This window comes from Stenotrophomonas sp. ATs4, assembly GCF_051861585.1.
Classification (GTDB): domain Bacteria; phylum Pseudomonadota; class Gammaproteobacteria; order Xanthomonadales; family Xanthomonadaceae; genus Stenotrophomonas; species Stenotrophomonas maltophilia_AS.
Genome location: NZ_JBLYPK010000007.1, coordinates 215,079 through 237,022 on the forward strand (window position 1 = coordinate 215,079; position 21,944 = coordinate 237,022).

At 65.5% G+C, this 21,944-nt stretch carries 32 protein-coding genes and 1 tRNA gene; 19 read left to right on the forward strand and 14 right to left on the reverse strand.

Annotation, left to right across the window (positions count from 1 at the left end):
* Positions 1–43: 43 nt before the first annotated feature.
* Positions 44–346 carry a hypothetical protein gene (locus ABR323_RS14330; RefSeq protein WP_439449795.1) on the forward strand — a complete coding sequence of 101 codons (303 nt, stop codon included), beginning with the start codon at positions 44–46 and terminating at the stop codon, positions 344–346.
* 103 nt (positions 347–449) lie between these two features.
* Here ABR323_RS14330 and ABR323_RS14335 read toward each other — a convergent pair whose 3' ends face one another.
* The gene (locus ABR323_RS14335) at positions 450–686 is read right to left on the reverse strand and encodes a Cro/CI family transcriptional regulator (RefSeq protein ID WP_439449796.1); all 237 of its coding nucleotides are present in this window, start codon (positions 684–686) and stop codon (positions 450–452) included.
* A gap of 76 nt (positions 687–762) precedes the next feature.
* Here ABR323_RS14335 and ABR323_RS14340 point away from each other — a divergent pair, with 76 nt between their 5' ends.
* Positions 763–1,470 (forward strand): XRE family transcriptional regulator, encoded by a 708-nt coding sequence (locus ABR323_RS14340; protein ID WP_439449797.1) that lies wholly within the window; start codon positions 763–765, stop codon positions 1,468–1,470.
* Positions 1,471–1,472: 2 nt separating this feature from the next.
* On the opposite strand, the gene ABR323_RS14345 is transcribed toward ABR323_RS14340, so the two are convergent.
* On the reverse strand, positions 1,473–2,153 hold the full coding sequence (locus ABR323_RS14345) for a hypothetical protein (RefSeq protein WP_439449798.1): 681 nt from the start codon (positions 2,151–2,153) through the stop codon (positions 1,473–1,475).
* 124 nt (positions 2,154–2,277) lie between these two features.
* On the opposite strand from ABR323_RS14345, the gene ABR323_RS14350 reads away from it, so the two are divergent.
* The 16 genes from ABR323_RS14350 (at position 2,278) to ABR323_RS14425 (ending at position 11,691) form a co-directional block, all read left to right on the forward strand.
* The gene (locus ABR323_RS14350) at positions 2,278–2,796 is read left to right on the forward strand and encodes a hypothetical protein (protein ID WP_439449799.1); all 519 of its coding nucleotides are present in this window, start codon (positions 2,278–2,280) and stop codon (positions 2,794–2,796) included.
* A complete protein-coding gene (locus tag ABR323_RS14355; protein WP_439449800.1) occupies positions 2,793–3,077 on the forward strand; it encodes a winged helix-turn-helix domain-containing protein in 285 nt (94 codons plus the stop codon). Before ABR323_RS14350 ends, ABR323_RS14355 begins: the two co-directional genes overlap by 4 nt.
* A gap of 50 nt (positions 3,078–3,127) precedes the next feature.
* Entirely contained in the window at positions 3,128–3,373 is a 246-nt protein-coding gene (locus ABR323_RS14360) for a hypothetical protein (protein WP_439449801.1), read from the forward strand.
* A 419-nt stretch (positions 3,374–3,792) separates the two neighbouring features.
* Positions 3,793–4,035, forward strand: a complete 243-nt coding sequence (locus ABR323_RS14365; protein ID WP_439449802.1) for a hypothetical protein — start codon at positions 3,793–3,795, stop codon at positions 4,033–4,035.
* 9 nt (positions 4,036–4,044) lie between these two features.
* On the forward strand, positions 4,045–4,551 hold the full coding sequence (locus ABR323_RS14370) for a hypothetical protein (protein ID WP_439449803.1): 507 nt from the start codon (positions 4,045–4,047) through the stop codon (positions 4,549–4,551).
* The gene (locus tag ABR323_RS14375; protein ID WP_439449804.1) at positions 4,548–5,879 is read left to right on the forward strand and encodes a hypothetical protein; all 1,332 of its coding nucleotides are present in this window, start codon (positions 4,548–4,550) and stop codon (positions 5,877–5,879) included. Before ABR323_RS14370 ends, ABR323_RS14375 begins: the two co-directional genes overlap by 4 nt.
* Positions 5,872–6,099, forward strand: a complete 228-nt coding sequence (locus ABR323_RS14380; RefSeq protein WP_407619489.1) for a hypothetical protein — start codon at positions 5,872–5,874, stop codon at positions 6,097–6,099. Before ABR323_RS14375 ends, ABR323_RS14380 begins: the two co-directional genes overlap by 8 nt.
* Entirely contained in the window at positions 6,092–8,269 is a 2,178-nt protein-coding gene (locus tag ABR323_RS14385; RefSeq protein WP_439449805.1) for a DNA cytosine methyltransferase, read from the forward strand. The genes ABR323_RS14380 and ABR323_RS14385 overlap by 8 nt, the downstream gene beginning before the upstream one ends.
* The gene (locus ABR323_RS14390; RefSeq protein ID WP_439449806.1) at positions 8,269–8,508 is read left to right on the forward strand and encodes a hypothetical protein; all 240 of its coding nucleotides are present in this window, start codon (positions 8,269–8,271) and stop codon (positions 8,506–8,508) included. The genes ABR323_RS14385 and ABR323_RS14390 overlap by 1 nt, the downstream gene beginning before the upstream one ends.
* Positions 8,505–9,593, forward strand: a complete 1,089-nt coding sequence (locus tag ABR323_RS14395; protein ID WP_439449807.1) for a hypothetical protein — start codon at positions 8,505–8,507, stop codon at positions 9,591–9,593. Before ABR323_RS14390 ends, ABR323_RS14395 begins: the two co-directional genes overlap by 4 nt.
* Complete coding sequence (locus ABR323_RS14400) at positions 9,590–9,850, forward strand: hypothetical protein (RefSeq protein ID WP_439449808.1); 261 nt, start codon at positions 9,590–9,592, stop codon at positions 9,848–9,850. Before ABR323_RS14395 ends, ABR323_RS14400 begins: the two co-directional genes overlap by 4 nt.
* Positions 9,847–10,056 (forward strand): hypothetical protein, encoded by a 210-nt coding sequence (locus ABR323_RS14405; RefSeq protein ID WP_439449809.1) that lies wholly within the window; start codon positions 9,847–9,849, stop codon positions 10,054–10,056. Before ABR323_RS14400 ends, ABR323_RS14405 begins: the two co-directional genes overlap by 4 nt.
* 57 nt (positions 10,057–10,113) lie before the next feature.
* Complete coding sequence (locus ABR323_RS14410) at positions 10,114–10,440, forward strand: hypothetical protein (protein WP_439449810.1); 327 nt, start codon at positions 10,114–10,116, stop codon at positions 10,438–10,440.
* Positions 10,437–11,003: a hypothetical protein gene (locus ABR323_RS14415; RefSeq protein WP_439449811.1), complete on the forward strand. Its 567-nt coding sequence runs from the start codon at positions 10,437–10,439 to the stop codon at positions 11,001–11,003. Before ABR323_RS14410 ends, ABR323_RS14415 begins: the two co-directional genes overlap by 4 nt.
* Position 11,004: 1 nt before the next feature.
* Positions 11,005–11,418, forward strand: coding sequence for a hypothetical protein (locus tag ABR323_RS14420; protein WP_439449812.1), 414 nt, complete (start codon positions 11,005–11,007; stop codon positions 11,416–11,418).
* Between the two features lie 45 nt (positions 11,419–11,463).
* Positions 11,464–11,691, forward strand: a complete 228-nt coding sequence (locus ABR323_RS14425) for a helix-turn-helix transcriptional regulator (protein WP_439449813.1) — start codon at positions 11,464–11,466, stop codon at positions 11,689–11,691.
* A 92-nt stretch (positions 11,692–11,783) separates the two neighbouring features.
* Here ABR323_RS14425 and ABR323_RS14430 read toward each other — a convergent pair.
* Positions 11,784–11,859 (reverse strand) — tRNA-Lys (locus tag ABR323_RS14430).
* A gap of 179 nt (positions 11,860–12,038) precedes the next feature.
* Between ABR323_RS14430 and ABR323_RS14435 the strand changes: the two genes are divergently transcribed.
* A complete protein-coding gene (locus tag ABR323_RS14435; RefSeq protein ID WP_439449814.1) occupies positions 12,039–12,995 on the forward strand; it encodes a DUF2268 domain-containing putative Zn-dependent protease in 957 nt (318 codons plus the stop codon).
* A gap of 159 nt (positions 12,996–13,154) precedes the next feature.
* On the opposite strand, the gene queC is transcribed toward ABR323_RS14435, so the two are convergent.
* The 11 genes from queC to ruvB form a co-directional block, all read right to left on the reverse strand.
* On the reverse strand, positions 13,155–13,820 hold the full coding sequence (queC, locus tag ABR323_RS14440) for a 7-cyano-7-deazaguanine synthase QueC (protein ID WP_253078807.1): 666 nt from the start codon (positions 13,818–13,820) through the stop codon (positions 13,155–13,157).
* Positions 13,821–13,897: 77 nt separating this feature from the next.
* Positions 13,898–14,599 (reverse strand): 7-carboxy-7-deazaguanine synthase QueE, encoded by a 702-nt coding sequence (queE, locus tag ABR323_RS14445; RefSeq protein WP_439449815.1) that lies wholly within the window; start codon positions 14,597–14,599, stop codon positions 13,898–13,900.
* A gap of 236 nt (positions 14,600–14,835) precedes the next feature.
* Positions 14,836–15,654, reverse strand: a complete 819-nt coding sequence (ybgF, locus tag ABR323_RS14450) for a tol-pal system protein YbgF (protein WP_135274846.1) — start codon at positions 15,652–15,654, stop codon at positions 14,836–14,838.
* 3 nt (positions 15,655–15,657) lie between these two features.
* Complete coding sequence (pal, locus tag ABR323_RS14455; protein WP_439449816.1) at positions 15,658–16,176, reverse strand: peptidoglycan-associated lipoprotein Pal; 519 nt, start codon at positions 16,174–16,176, stop codon at positions 15,658–15,660.
* Between the two features lie 64 nt (positions 16,177–16,240).
* Entirely contained in the window at positions 16,241–17,560 is a 1,320-nt protein-coding gene (tolB, locus tag ABR323_RS14460; protein ID WP_439449817.1) for a Tol-Pal system beta propeller repeat protein TolB, read from the reverse strand.
* 145 nt (positions 17,561–17,705) lie between these two features.
* On the reverse strand, positions 17,706–18,122 hold the full coding sequence (locus tag ABR323_RS14465; RefSeq protein WP_439449818.1) for a TonB C-terminal domain-containing protein: 417 nt from the start codon (positions 18,120–18,122) through the stop codon (positions 17,706–17,708).
* A 4-nt stretch (positions 18,123–18,126) separates the two neighbouring features.
* On the reverse strand, positions 18,127–19,179 hold the full coding sequence (gene tolA / locus ABR323_RS14470) for a cell envelope integrity protein TolA (protein ID WP_439449819.1): 1,053 nt from the start codon (positions 19,177–19,179) through the stop codon (positions 18,127–18,129).
* Positions 19,169–19,597 (reverse strand): protein TolR, encoded by a 429-nt coding sequence (gene tolR / locus ABR323_RS14475; RefSeq protein WP_006386166.1) that lies wholly within the window; start codon positions 19,595–19,597, stop codon positions 19,169–19,171. The genes tolA and tolR overlap by 11 nt, the downstream gene beginning before the upstream one ends.
* Before the next feature lie 24 nt (positions 19,598–19,621).
* The gene (gene tolQ, locus ABR323_RS14480; protein ID WP_439449820.1) at positions 19,622–20,401 is read right to left on the reverse strand and encodes a protein TolQ; all 780 of its coding nucleotides are present in this window, start codon (positions 20,399–20,401) and stop codon (positions 19,622–19,624) included.
* 10 nt (positions 20,402–20,411) lie between these two features.
* Complete coding sequence (ybgC, locus tag ABR323_RS14485) at positions 20,412–20,843, reverse strand: tol-pal system-associated acyl-CoA thioesterase (RefSeq protein WP_135274849.1); 432 nt, start codon at positions 20,841–20,843, stop codon at positions 20,412–20,414.
* Positions 20,833–21,873: a Holliday junction branch migration DNA helicase RuvB gene (gene ruvB, locus ABR323_RS14490; RefSeq protein WP_135274850.1), complete on the reverse strand. Its 1,041-nt coding sequence runs from the start codon at positions 21,871–21,873 to the stop codon at positions 20,833–20,835. The genes ybgC and ruvB overlap by 11 nt, the downstream gene beginning before the upstream one ends.
* Positions 21,874–21,944 lie beyond the last annotated feature (71 nt).

Below are 21,944 nucleotides of genomic sequence, written 5' to 3' on the forward strand. Positions count from 1 at the left end.
CTACGCTGGATGTGCGAACAACACAGCCCGCAAGGAGGGCGACATGGCAAAGAAGAAACCTACGGCTCAGTTGAGCCAGAAGAACGAGATCCGATATCAGTCCCACCACTGGCGGGGGCGCTTGGACTACGTGCTCGAGGTCTTTGGGGACACGCTGAAGAGCCGCGAGGGCTGGCAGAACGACCTGGAAGGACTCGATGCGGTCGCCTACTACCTGATGCAGAAGCACCATTGGACACCGGCGCAGATCCGGGCAATGTCTCTGGAAGACCAGCGATTTGCCTTGAGCGAAGAAATGCATGGCTGGAAGCTGCCAGAAGACGCACTCGCGCCAGGGGACAGGTAGCCCTCTCCGCTTCTAGCGCGAGTTGCTCGCTGCGCAGCATCTCCAACTTGCTGCGCAGCACTTCCATGGTCCCCATCGATCGGTTTTTCGGATGGCCCATGGCCTAAGCCCCCTCAACCGGCACGATGCGGTGGACGTCGGGGTCGTTCTCGGGTTGCCGCTGGAGCGCCTGGAAGTGCTCTGGCATCAGCACGAAGCGCAACTTCAGTGCCCAGAGGTCATCGATCTGGCCATCCGGCCACTGATAGACCGCCGACGGCGTGATGCCGAGAGCACGTGCAAGCGCGGCGGCATTGCCGTCGTAGGCGGCAATGGCTTCTTCCTTGGTGATCCGAGGCATATTCATTGCCCTATATAAGCACGCTTTCATACCGCATGCAAGCACGCTTACTTAACGGACTAATAAGCTCGCTAACATGACCACTGCCCTCGCTAACCGCCTGAAGCGCGCTCGCACTGAGTGCGGCATCAACGAACCTGCAGATGCCGCGCGTCGTGCCGGCATCACTGCCTCCGCCCTCTACCAACTCGAGGACGGCAAGACGAAGTCGCTGAGCGGCGAAACGGCGGTGAAGCTGGCCCGTGTCTACAAGCCTTTCCGGGTCGAGTGGCTGATCACTGGCGAGTTGCCCGAGCGCTGGGATGAGTCTCAGGGATCGGCGATATCAACCAGTGAGACACCCGCTGGTTATGTTCGCCTTCGAGTAATGGAAGGCGAAGCTTCAGGGGGCTTTGGCGCAATGAATCAGGATTACCCGGACGTGGTCCGGGAGCTCGACATCGCAGAGTGGCAGGTTCGCCAGCAGTTGGGCTTCGTGCCCGAAGGTGATCGCGTGCGCTTGGTGACCGTGCGCGGGGATTCAATGTATCCCGACATCAAGAATGGCGACGTCGTATTCGTGGACGTTGCCAAGGACTACTTCGACGGCGATGGCCTGTACCTGATCAACCTGCACGGACTGACCTACGTGAAGCGCCTGCAGCTCCTGCGGGATGGCCTGCATGTCATCAGCACCAACCGAAAGTACCTCAGCGAGGTAGTCCCGCCCCACGAGGCCGATCAGCTCCACGTGGGCGGCAAGATTCTCGGCTTGGCGCTGTTGCGCAGCGCGCAGGAAGTCTGAGGTTAGAAGGACTTTGCGCGCTGAAGCTTGCGCGCCTCTTCCCGTTTCCTCTCTTCATCGGTGCTCACGATGATCAACCCCGTGTTCACAGCACCGACGATGCCATTGAAGCGGATGTACACGCCTGGCAATTCCCACACCGCTCGTGGGCTGGAGAAGTTGGCCCCCACACCGGATACAACTTGAACCGTATCTTGAAGGCTTGGCTTACCGAGCTTCTGTTTCAACTGCTCGAAAATCTCCTGAGCGTGAGCGAAGCCGTCGGTGGAAATGGTCAGTCCTTCGACTTTTCCGTCAACCACCGTTGCCGTTACTGAGCCTGTGCCAATAGGGCGTTTGCTATCCAATGGCAACAGTATCAACGACTCGTTGTTTCTAGTATCGGTGGGGCTGCCGGCTCTCATACCGTTGGCAGCCCAGCAGGCTGACTTGCGCCCGCTAAGGTCGTAGACGGAACCAGCGTAGGGCAGTCGCTCACGAGGGCACTCCGGCACGAGCGGTGCCCCAATCCCAATGCCCATGAACTCAAACGTCTCGGCGTCCGCCTCCCGTGACTGAGACTGTGTGGGACGCTTGCTCAGCTCGATCGACTGAGGCTTGACCATCAATTTCGGTGGCTGCTCGGCGTATGCGTTGCAGACAACACAGCCCGCAACAAGAGCCAACGCTTTACCCAGGTCCATGTCATCTCCCTGCTCCGTGAAGGGATAGCGTAGAAGCACGCTGAATAAGCGTGCTTGCATTCTCCGTATTAGCGTGCTTCTATAGATGCACAGCCGGCTTCTGCCGAACATGGAGAGAAACGCAATGCCCCTGACCCTCAGCACCAAGCGCACCGCCCGCGTTGGCTTGGCCGCGATCGCCTGCTTCGCCCTCCTGGCCGTGGTCGCCTGGGCCTCGCCCTCGGAAGCCCCGGCTTCTGAAGCCAATGCCGACAACCCAGATGACCTGGTCATCACCAGCCCTCGAATCTGCGCCGCGCTGGCGGTGTACGAGCTGGCCAACGCTGACGATTGGGGCCTTCGCGCCACCATCGCCAACGCCACTCTCAACGCGTTCAACGACGCACAGCGCGTGCCGGACTGCGCCAGCGGCGTGGGCGCTGCCCTCACTGCAGGATTCCAGCCCGCGCGCTGGCAGCTGGCCCTCGATGCCGTAGATGCAGTGCAGTCCGGCTCCTACCAGGTATCCCTCGAGGCATGCGTCCGGGCCAATGCGGTTGTCCCCCTGTCGACCGCAGACGGCAACGAGCCGAGCACTTCCCCCGTGCTAGTCCGGGCGCAATGCGTGATGAGCGATCTGGCGTTTGTCGAGGTGGCGCCGTGATCACCGAAATCCACATCGAGCCGCGAGCTGCGATGATCGGATCCCAGCGTCTCCCGATGAGCCCGACCGAAGCAAAGGTCCTTCAGCTGATCCTGGCTGCCGGCGACACACCCATCAGCCGCCTGCAGATCGAGCAACAGATCTACGGCGAATCGGGCCGCAAGTCGAACACCATCGAGGTAGCCATCTGCCGGGTGCGCAGCAAGATTGCGCCCCACGGATATCGGGTACTGGCTACTCGCGGCCGCGGCTACACGATTGCAAAGGGCGGTGCTGCATGAGCGCCCATCCAGTCCCAGGCTTCGCCATCATCGAAGTGCCAGGCTACGGCATGCGCCTGCGCGCCATGAAGGACGAGGGTGGCTGGCACATCTCTGGCTGGCGACGAACTCAAGGCAAGAAGGCCATGGTGATGTTCGCGGCAACGGATGCCGCGCCGACCTTCACCGAGGACGACGGCGACCCCTGTGTTGTTGCAGGCCGCACCTACATTTCACTGCCGGCCGCGAGCCAGAAGAAGCTGCAGGCGTTCATCGCTTCCATCGAAGGCACCAATCGCCAGGTGGTGCGCGCATGAGGGCTCCAGCCATCAAGCTACCAGCGCCGGAACTGACTCCAGACCAGCGTGCGGCGCTGGAGCGCGCAAAGCGTCCCCGCCGCCATCCCTACCGCATCTACTGCGCGCACCAAGCCAGCGCTCAGCGGCAGCGGGAGGCAGAAGAGCAGCGCCAACGCGTCGCCCCGAGCCTGCACAGGCTGGTGCGCTGATGGCAGGCCTACATCACATTGGCGGCGGGCTGGATGCGGTGATCGTCTCGACAGCCGCCGCAACGCCCCAGCAGCGTCTGACCCGCTATGCAGCCGCAGCTGCAGCACATCCCTGCCGCTGGCATGACCTACGCGTCCAGTTCGGCCAGGTCATGCAGCGCTCACTGAAGAACGGTATCCGGATCGGCTTCGCCGCGTGGCAGCGGCAGATGCCGGCTCTCTGGCCACGTGTCCGCCTCCGCTGATGATCTGCCGCCGGCTTCCATGGACCACCGCAACCAGCTCGACATCTTCGACCACGACCCGGCGCGTCTGGCCAAGGCCAACCGCGCCGCCGCCGAGCACGCGCTGACTGACCCGTTCTTCTCCGCAAAGGTCCGACAGGACCGCCACGACTTCTACATCGCCGAAGCCGAACGCCTTGAGCGCTTGGCAGCCATGGCCGCAACGCCGGCCACCACCGCAGCCTGAGACCTCCCGATGAAACAACCTCAGCACAGCACCAACCTCGCACCTGCATGCGTACCGGTTCCGGACAGCGCAATCGAAGCGTTCCGCGCCGCTTATGCCACCCATGGCACCCAGAAGGGCTACGCCGATGCCATCCGCGCCGGCCTGGCCGCTGCAGCGCCGCTGATCAGCCAGGACGCGATGCTCTCGCTTGAGCAAGACGCGCAGGGATACCTGGTGCACCAGCTGGACATTGCCCTGAATGGCGAAGCCGCTGCAGCGCGCGCACCACTGCTGGCTGATCTTCTGAGTCAGTGCCAGGCCGAAGCCCGGCGCCGGAACGGCCCGGTGCTGGCGACGATTCCTGGCTCTACCGCAGCTCACCTGCGCAAGGTGTACATGGACCTCGCCGACAGCGCGCGCTCCCTCAGCGAGTCGGCCGTGGCAATGAGCGACAAGACGGTCCGCGAACTGGTGGCGATGGGAATCACTGAGGTCCACCTGCTGCCGGACACAACGCCGGAGGCCACCCCATGACCGCCTACGAGTTGCAACGCAATGCGAATGTTCTGGTGCTGCAGGAGATGCGCAGCCGGTTCACTGATGCCGGCAGCCCATCGCGTACCGCCGCACTGGACGCGGCTATTTCCGCCCTCTCCGCCCATCCCTCCCCGGGTGGTCAGGATGCGCTGTCGGCGATGCTCCCCGACGATGCCCGCCTTGTCGGCGTCATCGCGGACAACATCGAGCGAGGCAAACTCGATCATCCGGGCTTCTACCGAAACACCCAGCTCGCAGAAGCCCTGCGCCGTGTGCTCGATGCCGCCCAATCCTGCCAACGCTTCCCGTGTAGTCAGTGGGACGACAACGATCTGCTGGCTGCTCTGATAGGCGTTGAGAACTACTTGTACTACGGAGACTCCAACCCGATCCATACCGCGACCGTGCGCGCGGCAATCAATGCCCTCGCCGCCCGCCAGCCGGTGGGGGAGCCGGTGGGGGAGCCGGTGGCCGAAGTTTCCCGAGAGACGTTCAGCGGCGACGGCACAAGCGACATCATCAAGCCGAACTTGCCCATCGGGACCAAGCTCTACGCCGCCCCGACCGCGCAGGCCGTGGACCTGGGACAATCCTTCCAGGCCGGTGTGTCCGAGTGGATGGACAAGTGCTTCCTGCCTTCGCTCTACAGCAACATGACCGAGCGCGGCGATCGCCTGCTGGAAGAAGTGCTGGAGCTGCTGCAGGCCCACGGCTACGACAGCGCGCGCGTGCCCACCCTGGTCAACTACGTGTTCGGCCGCCCGGTCGGTGAGCCAGCGCAGGAAGTCGGCGGCGTCATGGTCACGCTGGCCGCCTACTGCAGCGTGGCCGGCCTAAGCATGCAGGCCGATGGCCAGGCCGAACTGGACCGCATCAACCAGGCGGATGTGATAGCGCGGATCAGGGCGAAGCAGGAAGCCAAGAACGCCCTGCACTTCGACACGCCGCTGCCAGGCAATGCCGCCGCGCCCGCGCAGCTTGTGGGCCCAGGGCAGATGCCGCACGGTATCCGCCTGGTCGAGATCCCACGTCGCAATGGGCTCGATCCGATCAACGTATTCGTGCAGGACTACGAGCTGGGGCGTGGCCGCATCGTGGTGACCTGCTACGGGCAGGCATGGTGCGGGTTCTGGGGCGCTATGGGCGACCGCACGGTGATGCAGTTCGTTGCCGCGTGCGATGCCGACTACGTGGCCGGCAACATGCTCAGTGGCCGGCATGAGCACGTGAAGAAGCATGAGCGCACATACGTGGAGCGCATCGCCACTGAGGTGATCGCCGAGTTCCGCGCCCTGATCGACGGCAAGGCGGTGGGCAATGGCTAAGCCAGTCATCCGCACGTCCACATCCGCCCTGGTGCAGGTCACCGTGGAGGTCCACGCCGGTTCGTGGGGCGAGGGCTGCAATCTCGACCAGGTGTATCGGCAAGCAGCCGAAAGCGCGCTCGGCGAGCTGCGATCCGCACTGAACAAGCGCGGCATTCGCATCGTGGGCGTCGCGTCCATCAAGGCGATCACCACAGACACGGCGGTGCGCAATGGCTGACGGCTCCCGCGCTTTCAACTTCCCCATGCCGCAGCGCTCCCGACTGCGCGCCGGCGAGATCGTTGTGGATCTGTTCGCCGGCGGTGGAGGCGCATCGGAAGGGCTCAAGCAGGCCCTTGGCGTCGATCCCGCCCTGGCCTACAACCACGACGAGCTGGCGATCGGCATGCACGCCGCCAACCACCCGCTTACCCAGCACCACCGCGAGGATATCTGGCACGCCGACCCGCGCGTGGACGTGGCCGGCCGCCCCATCGGCTGGTTCCATGCCTCCCCGGACTGCACCCATTTCAGCCAGGCCAAGGGCGGCCAGCCGCGGAGCCGGAAGACCCGCGCACTGTCGTGGGTGGTGTTGAAGTGGGTTGGCCAGCTGCTGCGTGCTGATCGCCTGCACGGCACCAACATGGCGCCGCGCATCATCTCCATGGAAAACGTCTGGCAGATCCTCACCTGGGGTCCGCTGGTGGCGAAGCGCTGCAAGGCCACTGGCCTGGTTGTCACACTGGACCTGGTGCAGGCCCTCCACGCAGAAACGGGGCAGCCCCTGTTCCGCAGAGGCAAGCCGGTGATGGTCAACCGAGTTGCGGATAAGGGCGAGCGAGTGCCCGTGGAGCGCCAGGCGCTGGTTCCGGACAAGCGTTACAGCGGCCGCACCTGGCAGCAGTTCGTAGCTGCGCTGCGAGCGCTCGGCTACGTGGTTGAGTGGCGCAAACTGGTGGCCAGCGACTACGGTGCCGGCACCAGCCGCGAACGCCTGTTCCTGCTCGCGCGCCGCGACGGCGAGGCCATCGTGTGGCCGGAGGCCAGCCACGGCCCCGCGCCCGGCCTGACCCCGCGCGTCACTGCCGCCGACTGCCTGGACTTCTCCATCCCCTGCCCGTCCATCTTCACCCGCGGCAAAGCGCTGGCCGATGCCACCATGCGCCGCATCGCCAAGGGCGTCATGCGCCACGTCATCAACTCGGCTGATCCATTCATCGTGCCGGTGACGCACCAGGGAGGCGACCGCGTTCACGACGTGCGCGACCCCATGCGTACCATCACCGCCGCCAATCGCGGTGAGCTGATGCTGGCAGAACCTGAGCTGGCGCCATTCATCGCCGAGCATGCGAACAGCAGCCACGCGCTTGGCTCCATGCGCGCCGACGAGCCGTTGCGCACTGTCTGCGCCGGGGTGAAGGGTGGCCACTTCTCCGTTGTCTCGCCAATCTTGGCCGGAGTCGGCGGCCGCGCAGGTCAATCTGAGCCGCGCCCCGGCGACCAGCCGCTCTACACGATGACGGCCAAGGCGGATACCGCGCTGGTGGCGCCGCACCTGGTCAAATTCCGGGGCGACAGCGTCGGTACGCCGGCCACCGAGCCGGTGCCGACAATAACCGCTGGTGCTGGTGCCGTCCGCCCGGCAGGCGCCGCCCATGCCCTTGGCGTCTCAACCGCTTTCATGGTGCAGGCCGCGCACGGTGAAGGTCGGCCGGATGGGCCAAAGCGCTGGGGCACCGGCAGCAAGGACGCGCGAGATCCGGTTGGGACGGTGACTGCCAGCGGTTGCGGCGGGCATGCAATCGCTACGGCCTTCCTCGAACAGGCAAATGGTGGCTTTTACCAGGGCGCCGGCAACGATACGCGCGACCCGGTCAGCACCCTCACCGCCAGCAGCAGCCAGCAACGCCTGGTAAGCCTCGAGATGGCAGCGCGACGGTGCGCGGGGTGCGGGACCTGCGCTCCAGCACCTGGGTGCGGAGATCTCTGCCGCTCGTGCTTCGACAGCAGCGAACCGGAGATCTATCGCCTGTCGCCCGAACAGGAGGCCGGCGCTCTGCGAGTCGCCGCCTTCCTGGTGAAGTACTACGGCAGCGGCATCGCTGTCGATCTGCACGACCCCGTGGACACGGTGACCACCAAGGATCGCCTGGCACTGGTGACCGTCCACATCCAGGGCACTCCCTACGTGATCGTGGATATCGGCCTGCGCATGCTCAAACCGCACGAGCTGTACCGCGCGCAGGGCTTCCCGCCGGACTACATCATCGATCGGACAGCCAACGGCACCCCGCTCACCACCAGCGCCGCTGTGCGCATGGTCGGCAACAGCGTCAGTCCCCCGCCACTGCGCGCCCTGGCCGAAGCCAACCTTGATCCCGTCGCCGTGCCGCTGGGGGCTGCGGCCTGATGGATACGGCTTTCTATCCCCACCACCACAGGAACCGGTCGCGTGCCGGCCTGGCCCGCGCGCAACTGTACGCGCACGTGGTCGAAGGCAGGCGCCTTACCAGCAAGCAGATCGCCGACGAGCTCGGGATCTCGATCGGTGCCGCCGCCAGCCGGGCCAAGCGCGGCCCTCACCCTCTCACATGGGAATCGCTGCGCCTCGCGCGTGTTCCCACCAACAGCAAGGACATGCAGGCATGAGCAATGACATCAAGAGTGAACTGCCACAGACCACGATACGGCTGCTCGTGAACAAGTACGGCCTGATCAGCGGCCTCCGCTTCAACGAACACTCCCCCGACCTGGTGTTCGGGCAGCCCGAAGTGGTCCGAATCAAGGCCAATGGCGGAGTTGTGATTGCCGAAGGGGCAGAGCTTGAGGATGCAGCGCGCGCATTCTGGGATGTCGTCGCCGAATGGCGTGGTGACGGTTCTCGCCCGACCCTTGCGGACGCGCAGCCCGGTGGGAGGCTGAGGCTGGGAGATCAGGCCGAGCGTGCGCGGTTTGAGGCGTGGCACTGCGAGAAGTTCAAGACGAGCTGGCAGACTGGCGCGCCGACGCGCGACATGCACAACGGCGTCTACGCGGATAACTACGGCCCAGACGAAGAACAGGTGCGCTGGGAAGCATGGCAAGCCGCCCTCTCCGCCCAGCCCTCACCGGGTGGTCAGGGGGATGCGATCACCCCGGCCATGGTCGATGCCGCAGCGGCTGCACTTGCCAAGTGGGCAGGCCATGACGACGGCAGCCGGTGGGTACATGAGGCGCGCGATGCGCTGGCAGCCGCCCTCGCCGCCCGCCAGCCGGTGGAGATTGACTCCGAATCGGCACTGCGGAAAGCACGCCTTGCGCTCGCGGAGCAATGCGAGTGGGGCAGCGAAAAGCGGGCCTGCCTGTCGGGTGAACTGGACAGCAGTCCCGCCATGAAGGCGCTGATTTCAGTGTGCGCCACCCCGCCCGCGCAGGCCGTGGACCTGGGCACGGGCGTCGCGGCGATTGCCGACGAGCGTCAGCGTCAGCTACAGGCTGAGGGCTTCACCCGCGAGAAGGACCAGCAGTATCGGCGTGGCGAGCTGGCCAAGGCTGCAACCGCATACGTCCAGCTGGCTGCCATGGATCTGGAAACCGGCACCCGCGATCACATCGCGTGGCATGGTCCGCCCGCTGTGTGGCCCTGGGCTCGGGAATGGTGGAAGCCTGTTGATGCTCGCCGCGACCTGGTGCGTGCTGGCGCGCTGATCGCTGCGCAGATCGACCTGATCGACAGCCTGGCGGTGCAGTCATGAAGGCCGCACTGCGCGATGCGTCGTTCTACGCATGCCCAAGTGGTCACGGGCACAACCCGCGCCCACCCAAGTGGCACGCCATCGTGGACCGCCCCGGCAACAAGTGGGGGGCAGACCGTGGTCCCGCTTGCGGTATCCCGTTCCACACTGAGGAGACCGAGGTTGCTGCCGAGACGATCACTGGCCGCCAGCGTTGCGGCAAACCGGCCTGCAAGGCTGCATTTGCTGCGTTCGGCAGCCAGGCGGTGGGCAAATGAGCCGCGTCACCTGGGGCGTGTGCAACAGGGAGCGGACCGTCACGGTGTTCTGCAACGTGTGCCGCACGGTGTTCAACCTGCACGCACCGATGGTCGAGGCTCTGGAGCTGAAGATGGCAGCCGAGACCAGCCATGTGTGCCCCAGCACGACGATGCCTGTGGCTGCTGATCTGTTCGGATTCTCGTTGGAGCAGGCCCATGGCTGACCAGCTGCTCACCGCTGAACAGGCTATGCGCGACCTGCGTGCACAGGGTGGCTTGCGATGAGCCCTGGCCGCAACGCTGCCAGCATCCGCGCCGCACTGCGCGGCCCCGCGCCCGCGCACGTCTCAGCACGCGACATGATCCGCCGCCACTGCCGGGAACACGGGAAGCAGCTCGCCTGTCTGGCCCCGGCGTGGGGCTGCAAGGTCTTCAGCGTGTGGCGTGCATTCGGTCGAGCTACCCGGCCACTGCAACCGCACCAGGTCGAAGGCGCGATCAGCGCGCTGCAGCTGGACGATTTTGATGCGAACGAGTTGCGCCTGCGCGCAGCACGCGAGGCCGGATGGAACATCGATCCCAAGATGCTGCTCGAGGTCGGTGCATGAGCGGCGACGCCTCGCCAATCGCGACAGCACCGCCGGCCACCGCGAGTGGCGCCGTGCGGGAAATGCGGGCTGCCGCACGTGCAGGCGATCCGGTGCCGGCCTCTCAGGTAAACGCGTGGGCAACCACGCTTATGACCCTGTTCGGCGAACAGCGAGCCGTACGGCTCGAGCAGTGGGGAGGCTCTTATTGGTACCAGATCGATGAGAGGCAGTGGTACCGGGCCCTTGCAGCGCGCGAGCAGGTGCGAGCGCTTTACACCCAACCCCTGCTGCATGAGGCCCGTAGCGCCGGTGAAAGGCGCGACCACACGTGGTCGGCAGATCGATCGCACTGTGTCGTCTGCAACGACCCCTTCGATTGGGCAGACCCGTACTGCAACCCACCCAAGCCCCCCGAGCCTATACCGCGGATCCGTCAGGCACTGAACCCGCAGTGGTTTGTACCGGTGCTCGACCAGCTCGAGGTGCTGGTGAGGAGGCTCGGACCCGCACAGCGCAAGGACTGGTACATCCGCATCAACACGTTGCGCCGAGCAATAGAGCAAGAGACGAAGGGACCCTGATATGGAAGACGCTACCAACAACACGGCCAGCCGGAGCCCGGGCGCAGCCGCGTTCGCTGCAACCCGTCTAGCTGCAGCTCTGGAAATGGCCTGTACGAGCTGCGCCACTGACGAAGCAGGCAGGCAGACGCTCACGTTTGCGTTCGCGGACGACATTCAGCACCGCATCGCGCGGAAGGCCTGGCAGGGCTATGCCGTTGCTTTGATCGATCGCCCTGCAGCGCCGACCGCAGATCCTGCAGTGAACTGGACGGTTCTCGCGGCCAAGCTGGAACTGATGGCAGATGCCTCATTCGACCTAAAGAACGAGCAGCTCCCTGCACAACTTCGGGACTGCCTGATGATGGCCGCGGCCGCGCTCAGTGCCTCGGTTCAACAGCCGTCCCATCTCGTTCCCGGAGACACCCGGAAGTGACACTACGCACATGACAGACCGCAGCATGGCAAACCAGAGGTACCCATGAACACCACCGCACACAACGACAGCATCACCCAAGCCGACGACGTGCTGATCCCGCTCACGAAGGTGCGGAAGGCATGCGGCTTCTCTAAGACCAGCATCTACCGAATGATGAATCGGGGAACGTTCCCGAAGCCGGCCAAGAGGGCCGGCCGCAGCGTCCGCTGGCGGAACTCGGAAGTGCAGCAGTGGGTGCGCAACGAATGGCCTGCCCAGGCACCGGCGTAGGCACCATTTGGAATGTAGGCACCAAGTAGGCACCAAACGCAAAAGGCACCGGATGCCGGTGCCTTTGGAATGACGTAAGTCATTGAGTGCAATGGTGGGCCGTGAAGGATTCGAACCTTCGACCAAAAGATTAAAAGTCTTCTGCTCTACCGACTGAGCTAACGGCCCATTGCACTGCCCCAGCCTTTCGGCGGGGTGGGCATTCTACCCTACTTTGGCAGGTCGCGTGAAACCCTGGTGTGCCGAGGTTGCCGGCAAGCGGCCGGCACTACCCCGATCTGGGCTGTCGGCCTAAACCTTTCAGACGACTACTGCATCCCAGCTGTGATCCCACTGCGGAACTCCGGATGCGCCTGCCCTTCAGCCTGCTTGCCGCCCTGCTGCTGCCCTGCGCGGCACTGGCCGCCCCGTCCAAGGTTGTCACCGACGATATCGGCCGCTTCTGGGCCACCTATGACGCGGTGCGCGCCGAGCCTGACGTCGAACGCCAGGCAGCACTCGTGCAGCAGCGCTACATCGATCCGGGCAGCCCCGGCCTGCATGCGCTGATGCAGGTCCGCAGCTACACCGCCCGCGAATACGCCGAGGCCATGCGGGCGTGGCCACGCTTCTGGGCATCGGTTCGGCCATTGACCACCAACGCGCAGCAGGCCAGCGCAACGCTGGAGCGGGATCTTTCCGACTTCCGGGCGCTCTACCCGGCTTTGCGCCCGGCAACGATCACCTATGCGGTCGGCGTGCTGCGCACCGGCGGCACCACGCTGGGTGACAAGGTGCTGATCGGAGCCGAGATGGCGCTGGGCGATGAGCGCGTGGACGTGAGCGAGTTGCCGGAGCCGATGCGCAGCCGCCTGCGGATCTTCTACGACAGCCGTCCGGGTGCGAACAACGCGCAGAACAACCTGCACGAGTACGTGCACACCCAGCAGCGCGAGACCTCCGGCAGCCTGGCTCAGTACGCGGTGCGCGAAGGCGTGGCCGAATACGTGGCCGAACGGCTGAGCGGGCGTCGGCCGGCGCTGCCGCTGTACACCTACGGGCCCGCGCACGAAGCGGAAATCCGCACGCGCTTCATTGCCGAGATGGATGGCGACGACCTGGACAACTGGCTGTACAACAGCGCGCGCAATCCGTTCGGGGTGAGTGACCTGGGCTACTACGCCGGCTACCGCATCGCGCAGGAGTACATGCGCCAGCAGACCGATGAGAGGGCCGGCATCGCGCGGATGATCGAGTTGGACTATGCCGATCCGAAGGCGGTGCGGGCGTTTATTGAAGCATCGGGGTGGTTGCGGCAGCGGTAGCACCGGGCCATGCCTGGCGGGTCAGGGAGTGCGAACCAACGGTTCGCACCCACCAGCGTCAGACCTCCCCGGTAGCGCCGGGCCGTGTCTGGCGGACAGTGCCAACCAAGGTTGGCACCCACGGGAATGCCGGCCAGCGGCCGGCACTACCAGAAGCGGTCAGGCGTACAGCGTCGGGTCCGGCACGCCGGCTTCGGTGAAGCCCTGCGCGCGCAGGCGGCAGGCGTCGCAGTGGCCGCAGGCGGCGCCGTTGGCGTCGGCGTTGTAGCAGGACACGGTCAGGCCGAAGTCCACTCCCAGGCGCACGCCTTCGCTGACGATCTGGCCCTTGCTGAGGAACTGCAGCGGCGCGTGCACCTTGATGCCCGCGCCTTCGACGCCCGACTTGGTGGCCAGGTTGGCCAGCGCCTGGAACGCGGCCACGAACTCAGGCCGGCAGTCCGGGTAGCCGGAGTAGTCCACGGCATTGACGCCGCAGAAGATGTCGTTGGCGCCAAGCACTTCGGCCCAGCCCAACGCCAGCGACAACATGATGGTGTTACGCGCCGGCACGTAGGTGACAGGGATGCCGGCGCCACCGGCCTCGGGCACGTCGATGTCATCGGTCAGTGCCGAACCACCGATGCTGCGCAGGTCCACGTCCACGGTCTTGTGCGCGATCACACCCTGGGCCTTGGCCACGCGGGCGGCGGCATCCAGTTCGGAGGTATGGCGCTGGCCATAGCGCACGCTCAGGGCATGCACGGCAAAGCCCTGTTCCTGGGCCATGGCGATGACGGCGGCTGAATCCATGCCGCCGGAGAGAAGCACGACTGCCTTCTTCATGGGAAAAACGTCCGGTTGGAGGGGAAAGCCAGCACGCTGTCCCGCGCCGGAGCTACATCAGGGAACGTTGCGCGGGCTCATCGACCCGGCTCGTCGTTCCACAGGATTTTATGCAACTGCATCTGGAAGCGCACCGGCAGCCGGTCCTCGACGATCCAGTCAGCCAGTTGCCGCGCGGTAATCTCGCCCTTGCTGGGCGAGAAGAACACTGTGCAGCGCTTCACCAGATCGTGTTCGTCCAGCATGCCCTTGGCCCAGTCGTAGTCCTCGCGGCTGCAGATGACGAACTTGATCTGGTCGCGGGCGGTCAGCAGCGGCAGGTTCTCCAGGCGGTTGCGCGCGACCTCGGCCGAACCCGGCGTCTTGATGTCGACCACGCGCGACACGCGCGGGTCCACGGCGCTGACGTCCAGCGCGCCGGAGGTTTCCAGCGAGACGTCCATGCCGGCATCGCACAGCTTCTGCAGCAGCACCAGGCAGCGCTTCTGCGCCAGCGGCTCGCCGCCGGTCACGCAGACATGGCGCACGCCCTGGGCCAGCACCTCGGCCACGATGTCGTCGATGTCCCACCAGGTGCCGCCGTGGAAGGCATAGGCGGTGTCGCAGTACTGGCAGCGCAGCGGGCAGCCGGTCAGGCGCACAAACACGGTCGGCCAGCCGGCGGTATCGGCTTCGCCCTGCAGCGAGGTGAAGATCTCGGTGATCTTCAGGCGTGGCAGGGGCGACTGCACGATCTCGCTGGGCGTAGCGGCGGCGCTGGACGGGGTAACGGCGGTCATGGTGGGTACTTCTTGGTGGGACACGTGGCGGGTGGGCTACCGTGGCCGGTAACGAAAGCAGCCGAGCATGGCTCGGCTCTACAAAAGCAACCGGGAGGGCGGCCCAAGCCGGCAATGCAAGCAGCCGGGCATGGCCCGGCGCTAGCGGATCCGGGCGGGTTTGCCGATCCGGAAACGAAAGCAGCCGAGCGTGGGCTCGGCGCTACAGGGCACCCATTGTACGCCCGGTCAGCGGATCAGCGGATCTGCTTGCCGAGGCGGATGGACTGCAGACGGTCCTGCGCGGTGCGCGCGGCGTCCGAGCCGGGGTACTGCGCCACGACGGTCTCCAGCGTCTGCTGGGCCTGGTCGACCTTGCCCTCGCCATACTGCGAGAGGCCGACCTTGAGCAGGCCGCCAGCGGCCTTGTCGTGGGTCGGATAGCGCGAAAGCAGTTCACGGAACTGGGTCTCGGCCATCGGGAAATTGCGGGTGGCGTAGTAGCTCTCGCCCAGCCAGTACAGCGCGTTCGGCGCGTAAACGCCGTTCGGGTACAGCTGCAGGAAGCTCAGGAACAGCTGCGCCGAGTCATCGTACTTGCCGGCCTTCAGCGAATCGAAGGCGACGTTGTAGGTGGTGCGCTCGTCGCCGGTGGCGGCAAGGCTGCCGGCATCACCATGGACCGAAGGCGGCCGCTCGGAAGGGGCCGCCGCTGCGGGTTTTGCCGGGGCCGGAGCGGCCTTCGGCGCGCTCGCCGGAACGGGCGGCAGGGCCGGGGCGGCATTGCCCCCTTCCAACCGGTTCAGGCGGCTGTCCAGATCCAGGTACTGGTCCTGGGCGGACTGCTTGAGCTGGGCGTTGTCGTGCTGCAACTGCTCGATCGAGGCCTGCAGGCTGGTGACCTGCTGCCGCAGCTGGTTGATCTGGTTCAACAGGTCCTGGTTGGCACTGTTGTTGTACATCTGCTGCTCGATCGCGCCGACACGGTCGGCCAGACTCTGTCGCTGTGCATGCGCCGGTGCGGCAGCCACGAGGGCTGCCGCAACGACCAGCATCAGTTTGATGCCAATGCGCATGGATTACTGCGCGGTGTAGACGATTTCGACGCGACGGTTCTGCGACCAGCAGGACTCGTTCGACTCGGTGCAGACCGGACGCTCTTCACCGTAGGACACGACGGTCAGCTGCGAAGCCGAGCCACCGTTGGCCTGCAGGGCCGAGTTGACGCCGTTGCCACGACGCTCACCCAGGGCCTGGTTGTACGCGCGCGAACCGCGCTCGTCGGTGTGGCCCTGCAGGGTGATGCGCGAGGACGGACGATCACGCAGGTACTTGGCGTGGCACGCCATGATGGCCTGGAATTCCGACTTCACGTCTTCCTTGTCCAGGTCGAAGTAGACAACGCGCTGGCGCAGGCAAGCGTCGGTGTCCAGGTCGCCCGGGCCGTACAGGCCGGAGGTCGACGGAGCGGTCGGGGTGGTGGTCGAGGTGCCGGTGTCGACCGGGGCTGCCGGCTCTTCCTTCACTTTCTTCGAGCAACCGGCCAGGACGGCCACAGACAGCAGGGAAACAAGCAGAACGCGGGTGGACTTGTTCATGGCGATACCTTTGTGGCTCCTAGGCCGATGAGGGGATCAAGACAGCGAAAATATTAACACTCTTTTAGCGCTGGGTACGGTATGGGGACCATGCCGGTTCGCGCACATCTCCGTCGGCCAGAACCAACCGCTGGCGCACGCGCGCATCGGCCGAAACGGCATACAGCACACCACGGCCACCCTCGCGGGCGGCGTACAACACCATGCTTGCGTTGGGCGCAAAGCTCGGAGACTCATCCAGCGAACCTGGGGACAGCGTGCTCCAGCGGGGCGAACCCAGCGAGCTGTCCATCATCGCGATCTTGTAGCTGTTGCCCGAGCCCTGGGCAACGGCGATCTTCCTGCCATCGTAGGACACCGAGGGCTTGGCGTTGTAGTTGCCCTGGAAGGTCACGCGCTCGGCGCTGCCGCCGCCGGCACCGACCTTGTAGACCTGCGGACGGCCGCCGCGGTCGGAAGTGAAGTACACCGCGCTGCCGTCCGGCGCCCAGGTCGGCTCGGTGTCGATGGCGAAGTGGTTGGTCAGCTGCGCCAGCTGCTTGCTGCCCAGGTCCATCACGTAGATTTCCGGGTTGCCCGAACGCGACAGCGTCAGGGCCAGCTTGCGGCCGTCCGGCGAGAAGGCCGGGGCGCTGTTGATGCCGCGGAAGCTGGTGACCAGTTCGCGCGCGCCGGTGCCGATGTTCTGGATGTAGATCGCCGAATTGCCACGCTCGAAGCTGACGTAGGCCAGCTTGCTGCCATCCGGGCTCCACGACGGCGACAGCAGCGGCTCGGCCGAACGTACGATGGTCTGCGGATTGAAACCATCGGAGTCGGCCACCATCAGCGCATAGCGCATGGCGTCGCCCTTGCCGCTGGCGGTCACATAGGCGATGCGGGTCCAGAAGGCGCCACGGACACCGGTGATCTTCTCGTAGATGGCGTCGGCCATCTGGTGGGCGACGTCACGCATGGCGTTGCCACGGGCGGTCATCGCCAGGCCCAGCAGGCGTTCGCCCTTGGGCACGTCGAACAGTTCGTATTCGACGCGGTAGGCGCCGGCACCGGCGTCGAGCACGCGGCCGACCACGATGTAGTTCTGCTTCAGCGCGCGCCAGGTGGCGAACTGGATGTCACCACCGCGCACCGGCTTTTCAACGATCTGCGCTTCCGGCAGCGTGCGGAACTGGCCGGAACGTTCGAGGTCGGCGCGGACCACGCCAGCGACGTCGGTCTGCGGTGCGGCCGAAGACCCTTGGTAAGGCATCGGCACAACGGTGATCGGCAGCGCGGAGGCATTACCACCGATGATGTCGATATCCAGCCCCTTCTGCTGCGCGACGGCAGCAAAGGGCAGCAACAGGGCCGCAAACACGGCAAGCCAGCGAGGCATCTTTTTCATGGAGCGCTCAATAGGGGGAAACCGGAACGAGGGATAGCAAAGCGGGAGTGAACCGCTTCGCAATCATGAACCAAGGGTACGTGAAAGGAGAGTCACCCGGGAAATGTCAATCACGAGCTTTTAACAAAAATGTACCCTCTCGCGGCTACTCCGCGATGAAAGTCATCAGCAGATCCCGCACATAGACACGCTCGAATCCCTTGGTGGGCAAAGGCTGGGCTCTGCGGACGGCATCTTCCAAGGATGTCCGCCCGACGGCATCGAACTGACAGTCCGCCTGCGTTTCGACGTTGATCACGGTGCCGGTAGCCAACTGCACGATGCGCGCGGAGCAGTGTTGGCCGGGCAGCACCGAAGCAGGACGCAGCCAGTTCTCCAGGACGCGTGAGCGAATGGACTCGGCGTAGGCCCGTTTCAATGCAGGATCGTCATTGCGGGTAGCGGCGGACGGCTCTGCTGCCGATAGCGACAGCGCCACCGGCAGCAACAAGGCGAATGCACACAGCCGCAGAACCGCCTTCGTGGCAGGTCCGTCACAACGCTGGGAATGGGCGTCCACCATGCCGTCAGTCCTGCGCGGTAAAGGTCAGGTTGAGCGTGCGGTTGAACACCGACTCAAAGCCCCGGTACGGCAGCGGCTGGGCATTGAGCACGGCGGCCTCGATCGAGCGCTTGCCGGCCTCGTCATAGGGGCAATTTGCACCAACCTTGGCCTGCAGCACCTGTCCACCCGGGATCTGGGTGATGGTCACCTGACACCTCTGCCCCAGCGGCACGCTGTCCGGGCGGGTCCAGGTGTCACGCACCTTGGCCTGGATCGCCGCAGCGTACTTGGCAGTCAGATCATCGCTGTTGCCACCACCACCGGCGGCCGGCTGGGAGGCACCCCTTGTACCGGCAGCCGCACTACCGACAGCGTTCTGCGCAGCAGCCACCTGGCGCAGCTTCTGCTCGGCCAGCTTGGCTTCCTTTTCGGCCTGCTCGCGGCGGGCACGGATCTCGGCGATCTTCTTCTGCTTCTCGGCCTCGGCCTTGTCAGCCGCCACGCGCTCCTGCTCGGCCTGCTTCTTCTTCTCGTCCGCTTCCTGCTGCTTGGCCAGGCGCAGCTTCTGCTCGGCATCTTCCTGGCGCTTGCGTTCGGTCAGGTCGATCTGCTCCTGGCGGCGCTTGGCTTCCTGTTCCTGCTTGGCCTTCTCCTGCGAGATGGCCAACGCGCTCACTGCCTCCTGATCCTTGGTATCGGGCTGCGCGACGCGTTCCTGCGCCTGTTGCTGCTGCGGCGTCGGCGCGTCCTGTGGGCGTGGTTCGGGAATCGGCTGCGGCGGCGGAATGGTGTCTTCCGGCACCGGGATCGGCTCGGCGACCGGCGGCGGCAGGTCTTCCAGCTTCTCCGACTGGCGCAGCGCCTGGCGCGCGGCAGCGGCCTCGGACGAGGACAGCGCCAGACTGGCCTCGACCGACGGATCGCCGGCGGCGGCATCGGTGTTGCGCTGGGGCGACCACAGCCAGGCGCCGATGAAAATCAGCGCGACCAGCAGATGCACCAGCACGGCCAGGGCCAGGGGCAGGCCCCAGCCGGGTTCGCGCTCATGCGAGGGTGGCAGGGCGTCAGCGTGCATCGGTGGCCAGGCCTACCTTGTCTACCTTGGCGCGCTTGATCACATCCATCGCGGCAATGACCTTTTCATAGGCCACGGCACGGTCGGCGGCGACGATCACGCGCACGCCCTTGTCCTGGGCGGCGATGCCGGCCAGGCGGCCTTCCAGTTCCTCGGCCGACACGGCGGTCGGCTCCTTGGCGTCGGGCAGCTTCAGGCTGAGCTGGCCGTCCTGGCGCACCGAGACGATCACCGGGTCCTGCTTGCTCTCCAGCGCCTTGGCGTTGGAGTTGGGCAGGTCGACGTCGAAGCTCAGGGTGAGCAGCGGTGCGGTGACCATGAAGATGATCAGCAGCACCAGCATGACGTCGATGTAAGGAACGACGTTGATTTCCGATTTCAGCTTGCGGCGCTTGCGGCGACCGATGGCAGCGGACATGGCTTGGACTCCCGGGTCAGTCGCTTACTCGTCGCCAGCGCTCTGGCGCTGCAGGATGGAGCTGAACTCGTCGGCAAAGGTCTCGAACCGCACCGACATGCGCTCAACGCGCGTGGTGAAGCGGTTGTAGGCCCACACCGCCGGGATCGCCACGAACAGGCCGATGGCGGTGGCAAACAGCGCTTCGGAGATGCCCGGCGCGACCGCGGCGATGCCGGCCTGGGCACCGCTGCTGATCATGTCGTGCATGGTCACCATGATGCCGAACACGGTACCGACCAGGCCCACGTACGGGGCGGTCGAACCGATGTTGGCCAGCAGTTCCAGGTTGCGCTCGAGCTGGTCCACTTCGCGGGTGTAGGTGGTGCGCATGGCGCGCTGCGCGCCTTCCAGCTGCGCACGGCCATCCAGCCGGCGCTTGTCGCGCAGGCGGGAGTACTCGCGGAAACCCGCTTCGAAGATGGCTTCCAGGCCGCCGACATTGCGGCTGCGGTCGGTGGCCGAGCTGTACAGCTTGCCCAGATCAGCACCAGACCAGAAGCGGTTCTCGAACTCGTCCGCTTCACGGGTGGCCTGCTTGAACACGCGGGCCTTGCGGAAAATGATCACCCAGCTGACGAACGAGCCGACCAGCAGCAGCAGCACGATGATCTTCACCGGCAGGCTGGCCTTGGCCATCAGTTCGAGGTAATTGATGCCGCCGCCGGTGGTGGCCTGGGCAAGGGTCTGTGTCGCGGCGTTGCTGACGTCGGCCGGCAATGCCTCGGTGACCGTGGCCTGCAGGGCCAGGAGCGTTGCGATCATCCGTTGTTCCTCAATGTTCGGATTCGGGGTGGAGGTGGGGTTTCAGCACGGCAAGGACGGCATCGTCCATGCCACGCGGGCGAAAACTGGCCGCTTCCAATGCGGCGATTCGGACCTGGGCCGACAGCAGCAGCTCGCCGTCGCGCAGGATCTGCTGGTCGAAGGCCATGCTGGCCTTCTTCAGCTGGACCAGCGTGGCGCTCACCTGCAGGGTGTCATCCAGCCGTGCCGGCCTGATGAAATCCATCTGCATCGAACGCACCGCGAACACCATGCCGTGCTCGGCACGCATGCGCTCCTGGCCGTAGCCCAGCGCACGCATCCATTCGGTCCGGGCCCGTTCCATGAAGGCCACGTAGCGGGCGTGGTAGACCACGCCACCTGCGTCGGTATCTTCCCAGTAAATGCGTGTCGGCCAACTGAATCGGGGCTCAACCGACATCGGGAACCTCGGCGAACAGGTCCTGCGGCGGGTTCTTCGGCTTCAGGCCCATGTGCCGGTAGGCCTTGTGGGTCGCCATGCGGCCGCGCGCGGTGCGCACCAGGAAGCCCTGCTGGATCAGGTACGGCTCCACCACGTCTTCCAGCGTGCCACGCTCTTCGGACAGCGCCGCGGCCAGCGATTCAATGCCGACCGGGCCGCCATCGAAGTAGTCGACCATGGTCTTGAGCAGGCGCCGGTCGAGTTCGTCGAAGCCCTCCGGGTCCACTTTCAACATCTGCATCGCGGCCTGCGCCACAGCCTGGTCGATGTGGCCACCGGCCTTGACCTGGGCGTAATCGCGCACGCGGCGCAGCAGGCGGTTGGCGATACGCGGGGTGCCACGCGCGCGGCGCGCGATCTCCCCTGCCCCGTCGGCGGTGCAGTCGATGGCCAGGATCGTGGCCGAGCGGCGCACGATGCGGGTCAGCTCTTCAACGCTGTAGAACTCCAGGCGCTGGACGATGCCGAAGCGGTCGCGCAGCGGTGCGGTCAGCAGGCCGGCACGGGTGGTGGCGCCGATCAGGGTGAACGGCGGCAGATCGATCTTGATCGAGCGGGCGGCGGGGCCCTCACCGATCATGATGTCGATCTGGAAATCTTCCATCGCCGGGTACAGCACTTCTTCCACCACCGGCGACAGGCGATGGATTTCGTCGATGAACAGCACATCGTGCGGCTGCAGGTTGGTCAGCAGCGCGGCCAGGTCGCCGGCCTTCTCGATCACCGGGCCGGAGGTCACGCGCAGGGCCACGCCCAGTTCGTTGGCGATGACATGGCTCAGAGTGGTCTTGCCCAGGCCGGGCGGGCCGAAGATCAGCACGTGGTCCAGTGCATCGCCACGACCCTTGGCGGCCTGGATGTAGATCTCCATCTGCTCGCGCACCGGCACCTGGCCGAGGTAGTCGGCCAGACGCTTGGGGCGGATGCTGGCGTCGGCGGCGTCATCCTCGCGGGTGGCGCCGGCGCCGATGATGCGGTCGTCGGTCATATGCTGATTATGCGGCAAAAGTACGGGTTTCGGCCGGGCTGCGCCCGGCACCCGCAGAGGCAACGTCAACG

Bases quoted from the DNA above. Each gene is read 5' to 3' on its own strand.
- ABR323_RS14330 (WP_439449795.1), top strand. From the start codon at position 44: ATGGCAAAGAAGAAACCTACGGCTCAGTTGAGCCAGAAGAACGAGATC.
- ABR323_RS14335 (WP_439449796.1), bottom strand. From the start codon at position 686: ATGCCTCGGATCACCAAGGAAGAAGCCATTGCCGCCTACGACGGCAAT.
- ABR323_RS14340 (WP_439449797.1), top strand. From the start codon at position 763: ATGACCACTGCCCTCGCTAACCGCCTGAAGCGCGCTCGCACTGAGTGC.
- ABR323_RS14345 (WP_439449798.1), bottom strand. From the start codon at position 2,153: ATGGACCTGGGTAAAGCGTTGGCTCTTGTTGCGGGCTGTGTTGTCTGC.
- ABR323_RS14350 (WP_439449799.1), top strand. From the start codon at position 2,278: ATGCCCCTGACCCTCAGCACCAAGCGCACCGCCCGCGTTGGCTTGGCC.
- ABR323_RS14360 (WP_439449801.1), top strand. From the start codon at position 3,128: ATGCGCCTGCGCGCCATGAAGGACGAGGGTGGCTGGCACATCTCTGGC.
- ABR323_RS14370 (WP_439449803.1), top strand. From the start codon at position 4,045: ATGAAACAACCTCAGCACAGCACCAACCTCGCACCTGCATGCGTACCG.
- ABR323_RS14375 (WP_439449804.1), top strand. From the start codon at position 4,548: ATGACCGCCTACGAGTTGCAACGCAATGCGAATGTTCTGGTGCTGCAG.
- ABR323_RS14380 (WP_407619489.1), top strand. From the start codon at position 5,872: ATGGCTAAGCCAGTCATCCGCACGTCCACATCCGCCCTGGTGCAGGTC.
- ABR323_RS14385 (WP_439449805.1), top strand. From the start codon at position 6,092: ATGGCTGACGGCTCCCGCGCTTTCAACTTCCCCATGCCGCAGCGCTCC.
- ABR323_RS14390 (WP_439449806.1), top strand. From the start codon at position 8,269: ATGGATACGGCTTTCTATCCCCACCACCACAGGAACCGGTCGCGTGCC.
- ABR323_RS14395 (WP_439449807.1), top strand. From the start codon at position 8,505: ATGAGCAATGACATCAAGAGTGAACTGCCACAGACCACGATACGGCTG.
- ABR323_RS14400 (WP_439449808.1), top strand. From the start codon at position 9,590: ATGAAGGCCGCACTGCGCGATGCGTCGTTCTACGCATGCCCAAGTGGT.
- ABR323_RS14405 (WP_439449809.1), top strand. From the start codon at position 9,847: ATGAGCCGCGTCACCTGGGGCGTGTGCAACAGGGAGCGGACCGTCACG.
- ABR323_RS14410 (WP_439449810.1), top strand. From the start codon at position 10,114: ATGAGCCCTGGCCGCAACGCTGCCAGCATCCGCGCCGCACTGCGCGGC.
- ABR323_RS14415 (WP_439449811.1), top strand. From the start codon at position 10,437: ATGAGCGGCGACGCCTCGCCAATCGCGACAGCACCGCCGGCCACCGCG.
- ABR323_RS14420 (WP_439449812.1), top strand. From the start codon at position 11,005: ATGGAAGACGCTACCAACAACACGGCCAGCCGGAGCCCGGGCGCAGCC.
- ABR323_RS14425 (WP_439449813.1), top strand. From the start codon at position 11,464: ATGAACACCACCGCACACAACGACAGCATCACCCAAGCCGACGACGTG.
- ABR323_RS14435 (WP_439449814.1), top strand. From the start codon at position 12,039: ATGCGCCTGCCCTTCAGCCTGCTTGCCGCCCTGCTGCTGCCCTGCGCG.
- queC (WP_253078807.1), bottom strand. From the start codon at position 13,820: ATGAAGAAGGCAGTCGTGCTTCTCTCCGGCGGCATGGATTCAGCCGCC.
- queE (WP_439449815.1), bottom strand. From the start codon at position 14,599: ATGACCGCCGTTACCCCGTCCAGCGCCGCCGCTACGCCCAGCGAGATC.
- ybgF (WP_135274846.1), bottom strand. From the start codon at position 15,654: ATGCGCATTGGCATCAAACTGATGCTGGTCGTTGCGGCAGCCCTCGTG.
- pal (WP_439449816.1), bottom strand. From the start codon at position 16,176: ATGAACAAGTCCACCCGCGTTCTGCTTGTTTCCCTGCTGTCTGTGGCC.
- tolB (WP_439449817.1), bottom strand. From the start codon at position 17,560: ATGAAAAAGATGCCTCGCTGGCTTGCCGTGTTTGCGGCCCTGTTGCTG.
- ABR323_RS14465 (WP_439449818.1), bottom strand. From the start codon at position 18,122: ATGGTGGACGCCCATTCCCAGCGTTGTGACGGACCTGCCACGAAGGCG.
- tolA (WP_439449819.1), bottom strand. From the start codon at position 19,179: ATGCACGCTGACGCCCTGCCACCCTCGCATGAGCGCGAACCCGGCTGG.
- tolR (WP_006386166.1), bottom strand. From the start codon at position 19,597: ATGTCCGCTGCCATCGGTCGCCGCAAGCGCCGCAAGCTGAAATCGGAA.
- tolQ (WP_439449820.1), bottom strand. From the start codon at position 20,401: ATGATCGCAACGCTCCTGGCCCTGCAGGCCACGGTCACCGAGGCATTG.
- ybgC (WP_135274849.1), bottom strand. From the start codon at position 20,843: ATGTCGGTTGAGCCCCGATTCAGTTGGCCGACACGCATTTACTGGGAA.
- ruvB (WP_135274850.1), bottom strand. From the start codon at position 21,873: ATGACCGACGACCGCATCATCGGCGCCGGCGCCACCCGCGAGGATGAC.